General features: G+C 62.1%; 2 protein-coding genes and 1 pseudogene. 1 reads left to right on the top strand and 2 read right to left on the bottom strand.

All coding sequences use genetic code 11. From position 1 onward, the window contains the following. Window positions 1–79 (bottom strand): annotated as a pseudogene (locus AB1I47_RS33370) (H-NS histone family protein); the annotation flags it as partial. After that, window positions 63–1,067 (bottom strand): DNA-binding protein, encoded by a 1,005-nt coding sequence (locus tag AB1I47_RS33365; protein WP_354687922.1) that lies wholly within the window; start codon window positions 1,065–1,067, stop codon window positions 63–65. The pseudogene AB1I47_RS33370 and the gene AB1I47_RS33365, both read right to left, overlap by 17 nt. 352 nt (window positions 1,068–1,419) lie before the next feature. Between AB1I47_RS33365 and AB1I47_RS33360 the strand changes: the two genes are divergently transcribed. Then, window positions 1,420–4,404: a Tn3 family transposase gene (locus AB1I47_RS33360; protein ID WP_354687921.1), complete on the top strand. Its 2,985-nt coding sequence runs from the start codon at window positions 1,420–1,422 to the stop codon at window positions 4,402–4,404. Window positions 4,405–4,542: the final 138 nt, after the last annotated feature.

Below are 4,542 nucleotides of genomic sequence, written 5' to 3'. Positions count from 1 at the left end.
CCTCCATGGTCAGCCCGTAGTCGGCCATCTCATTCTGGATCCAGCGGATTGCTGCCGCCCGCTCAGTTCTTGCTGTCATCGTTGTTGTTAGCGCTATCGCTGCCGTCTTCCGGGGTGAAGGCGGCCGTCGGCGCGCCCTGCTTGTCGTCTTGCTGTTCGTCCAGTTTTTCGCCTGGCGCCTCCTTGTCGGTCGGCGCCGGGGCGCCAGCCTTGCTCCGCCGCCCGCCGCCACCTTCCCCCCGCCCGGGTGGCGCCACCCGCAATTCTGCCAGCAGCTGGCGCGCCAGTGCCGCTTCGGCCTCGGCCCGTTCGGCCCGGCGCTGCGCCGCGCCCAACTCCGCCTGCACCGCGTCCAGATCGTGCGCCGATTTGCGCTGCGCCTGCTCGGCGCTGGCGAGCCGATCGGCGAGGGTTGCGGACTGCGCCTCGAGCCGGGCGCGGACTTCGGCCTGCGCCACCGCCGCGTCGCGGGCCTCGCTGCGCGCCGCCACCAGTTCGCCGCGCAAGTCTTCGGCCGTGCGCTCGCTCTTCTGGCGCGCGGTGCGCTCCGCGTCCAGTTCGCGCAAGCTGCGCCGCTCACTGGCCTCGGCCCGCTCCTGGGCGATGGCGACCTGTTCGCGGGCCCGCTCCAGCTCCGTCGAGAATTGGGTTCGCAACTCGTCCAGCTGCCGGCGCGCGGCCTCGAGTTCCGCCCGGCCCGCCTCCAGCCGCGCCTGGGTCGCGGCGTGGGCCTGCCGCTCCGCAGCCAGCGCCGCCTGATTCTCCTCGATGGTTTGGCGCGCGGCGTCCAGCTGGGCGACGAGCGCCACGGCTTCCTCGCGCGCGAGCGCGGTCTCGGCGTGCGCCGCATCGCGCTCGGCCTCGGCCGCGCTGGCGGCCGCGCGTGCCTCGGCGCGCAGCGTGGCCAGTTCGCCGGTGGCAGCCTCGTTTGCCGCCTGCCAGATGGTCTGCACCGCCCCGGCGGCAATGTCCTTCAACGCCTGGGGCAGGTCCGGATGGTCGATGGTGACGCGGGTGCGCCCGCGCAGTTCGAGGACCGGCCGGGATTCGCAAAAAATCCGCCACATCTCTGGCAACTCTTTGATTTATCGAAAGAATATAGCCTTCGACAACATCGCGGCTGCGGCCCCGACCAGAAAGAGCTCAAATTGCGATGAGTGCATCAAGCTGCACACGTCGTCAAAGATGGGGCTGAAGTCGGGAGCACTTGGCCCGTCGATCTGTCATCAAAGGCGGGCAAATTCCACTTCCTGGCACGCACGCTGTTGGAGGGTCTCCGATACCGGACCCAAGGGAGGTAGCGGATTTGGAAAACAGGGGGGGGACCTTGGCTGCTTCAAATGGCGACAGGACAATCCGCAACGATGACGAGGTCCGGTACATGGGGCACATCAATCTGGACGTCGTACGGCACTAAGGATGCCCTCGATCCACGATACCGCCTATCCAGCGCTGCCGGCTGAGCTTACCGCCGCCGAACTGGAAGCTGCGTTCACACCGACACCGACCGAGATCCGCTTCGCGCGCAGCCAGTCCCGTCGCACCTCAACGACGGTCCTGATTCTCGTGCAGCTCAAACTGCTGCAGCGCCTTGGCTACTTCCCCATGCTGGCTGAGGTGCCTCCTATGGTGATCGATCACGTGCGCGCAGCACTGCGAGCCTCTGCCCTACCCCGCGCAACAGTCAAGCGCTACGATGCCTCTGGCACCCGGTCCCGCCATCAGAAGTTGCTACGCGGGTATCTCCACATTCGACCGGTCGAAGCCAACACGCTGAAATGGCTGGAGGCGCTCGCAACCGATGCGGCGCACACCAAGGTCGAATTGCCCGACATCATCAACGTGTTGATCGAAGAGCTGATCCGGCTACGGTGCGAACTGCCGCCATTAGCCAGTCTTCACCGAATGGCCACCCAGGCCCGCAGCCGGTGCAATGAAGCCATCTATCGTGCCATCGCTGACGCGCTCAATGGCTCGCAGATCGCTCGGATTGAGGCGTTGTTTAACGGTCAGGGCGACCAATCCGGTTGGGACCAGCTCAAGCGCGAGCCCAAGCGCCCCGCCGCACGCGAAATCGCAAGCTTCCTCAAACACATCCATACCCTGCGAAGCCTGGCCGACGGTCTCCCACAGGCACCAGAATTGCTTTCCGTGTCCAAACGCACGCAACTGGTGACGGAGGCCCGGGCGCTTGACATTGCTGAGCTCAAGTCGCTCAAGCCAGCCAAACGATTAACTTTAGCAGTGCTCTTCATTCACGCGCAGTTGCAGAAGGCGCTCGACGATGTGGCCGAAATCTTCATCAAGGTCATGCGCAAGCTCGAGGGCCTCGCCAGGACCCGACTGCAACAATATCAGCTCGCGCATGCGGACTCCTTGGAAGACCTGGTCAGCCAGTTCCGTGATGTGCTGCAGGTTCTGGAGGATGACGGCATTGCCGATATCTTCCGACTGGATAAGGTGCGTGAGGTCCTCGGTAACGATGCAGCAGGTGCGCTTGCCCGCTGCAAGGAGCATATCGCGTACGCTGGCAACTTCGATCTTCCATTCATGCTCGCGCCTTACCGCCAGCAGCGCTCCCTGCTCTTTCAGTGCCTTGAGGTCTTGCCGCTCAAATCCAGTTCGCAGGACAAGACAGTCTTGGTGGCATTGGCCTGGATACAGGGCTTTCGGACCTCGCACCGCGAACATTTGCACCTTACGGACGACGATCTACTGAACCTTCCGCTCGACTGGCTCCCGGCCAAGTGGGAGAAAGCCATTTTTCCGGACGGCCGGAGTAGTCGTCTGCTCCATCGTAGGTACTTTGAGCTGTGCGTGTTCGATCAGGTCATGCGTGAGCTGAGCTCGGGCGATCTTTACGTGGAGGCCAGTGACCGCTTTGACGACTTCCGCCTCCATCAGGTATCCGAGGAGGTGTTCGAACGGGAGTTACCGCATTACTGTGACATCGTTGGCCTGCCAACGGATGGCGAGAACTTCGTCAGAACACTATCGGACAGACTGAGCACGGCACTCGACGTGGTGGATGCCAACTTCCCCGAGAACGACGGCATCGAATTCGGAGAACAGGGGCTGATCATCCACCGGCCCGGCAAAGCGCCTGACCCGCCCAACATGATGCTGATCGACCAGGCTATCACCGCATCGATGTCGCAGATCAGCATCCTTGACGTGCTGACCGAAACAGAGCAATGGCTCAATCTGCATAGACTGTTCCGTCCATTTTCCGGCTTCGATGCCAAGCTCGATGACCCTCGCAAGCGAGTTATCTGCACGCTGTTCTGTTACGGCTGCAATCTGGGGCCGAGCCAGACGGCTCGGTCCGTCAAGGGGTTAAGCCGCAAGCAAATTGCCTGGCTGAACCTTCGTCACGTCACGGAGGAACGGCTGGACAAGGCCATCGTGAAGGTCATCAACGCATACAATCAATTCGCGCTACCGAAGTACTGGGGCAGTGGCAAACGCGCGTCCGCGGATGGAACGAAGTGGACTCTGTATGAGCAGAATCTGCTGTCGGAGTATCACATCCGTTATGGCGGGTACGGCGGGATTGGCTACTACCATGTCTCCGACATGTACATCGCGCTCTTCAGCAACTTCATTCCGTGCGGCGTGCATGAGGCGGTGTACATCCTCGACGGCCTCATCAGAAATGGCTCTGAGATTCAGCCCGATACCATTCACGGTGACACTCAGGCGCAGAGCGGACCGGTGTTTGGTCTGTCCTACCTGCTGGGCATCAACCTGATGCCGCGCATGCGCAATATCAAGGATCTGGTGCTATACAAGGCCGACCGGCGCCGACGATACGACCATATCGAGCGCCTGTGCCGCCGGTCCATCGACTGGGATCTGATCCAACGACACTACCCTGACATGATGCGGGTTGCCGTCTCGATCAAGGCCGGCAAGATGACGCCGTCGACCATCCTGCGCCGGCTGGGATCGGAGAGTACGAAGAATAAGCTGTACTTTGCGTTCCGGGAACTGGGCCGTGTCATCCGCACACTGTTCTTGCTGAAGTACCTGAGCGACCTGGAACTCCGGCGTTCGATTCATGCTGCGACAAATAAGAGCGAGCAGTTCAATGACTTCGCGCAGTGGTTGATGTTTGGTGGCGACGGAATCATCGCCGAAAATCTGCGGCACGAACAGCGCAAGGTGATCAAGTACAACCAGCTGGTCGCCAATATGGTCATCCTCCACAACGTTCAGTGGATGTCGCGCAAGCTCAAGGAATTGCAGGAGCGCGGGCATCCGGTGAATGCCGAAGTCCTCAAGGCGTTGTCGCCTTACCGGCGCGAGCACATCAACCGATTCGGCGATTACCTGCTCGACCTGCAGCGGCGCGTGCCGCCCCTCGATCCATCGATCGATTTCGTATTCAAATCAGCGGCTTAGCGAAGATGTGGCGGATTTTTTTCGAATCCCGGCCACCCCTCTCTGGCGCGCGGCGTCCAGCTGCGCGAGGAGCGCCGCGGCCTCCTCGCGCGCGAGCACGGTCTCGGCGTGCGCGGCATCGCGCTCGGCTTCGGCGGC

The sequence above is a fragment of the Cupriavidus necator genome, from assembly GCF_040578825.1.
GTDB classification, from domain to species: Bacteria; Pseudomonadota; Gammaproteobacteria; order Burkholderiales; family Burkholderiaceae; genus Cupriavidus; species Cupriavidus necator_E.
This window is presented reverse-complemented; position numbering and strand designations above follow the sequence as displayed.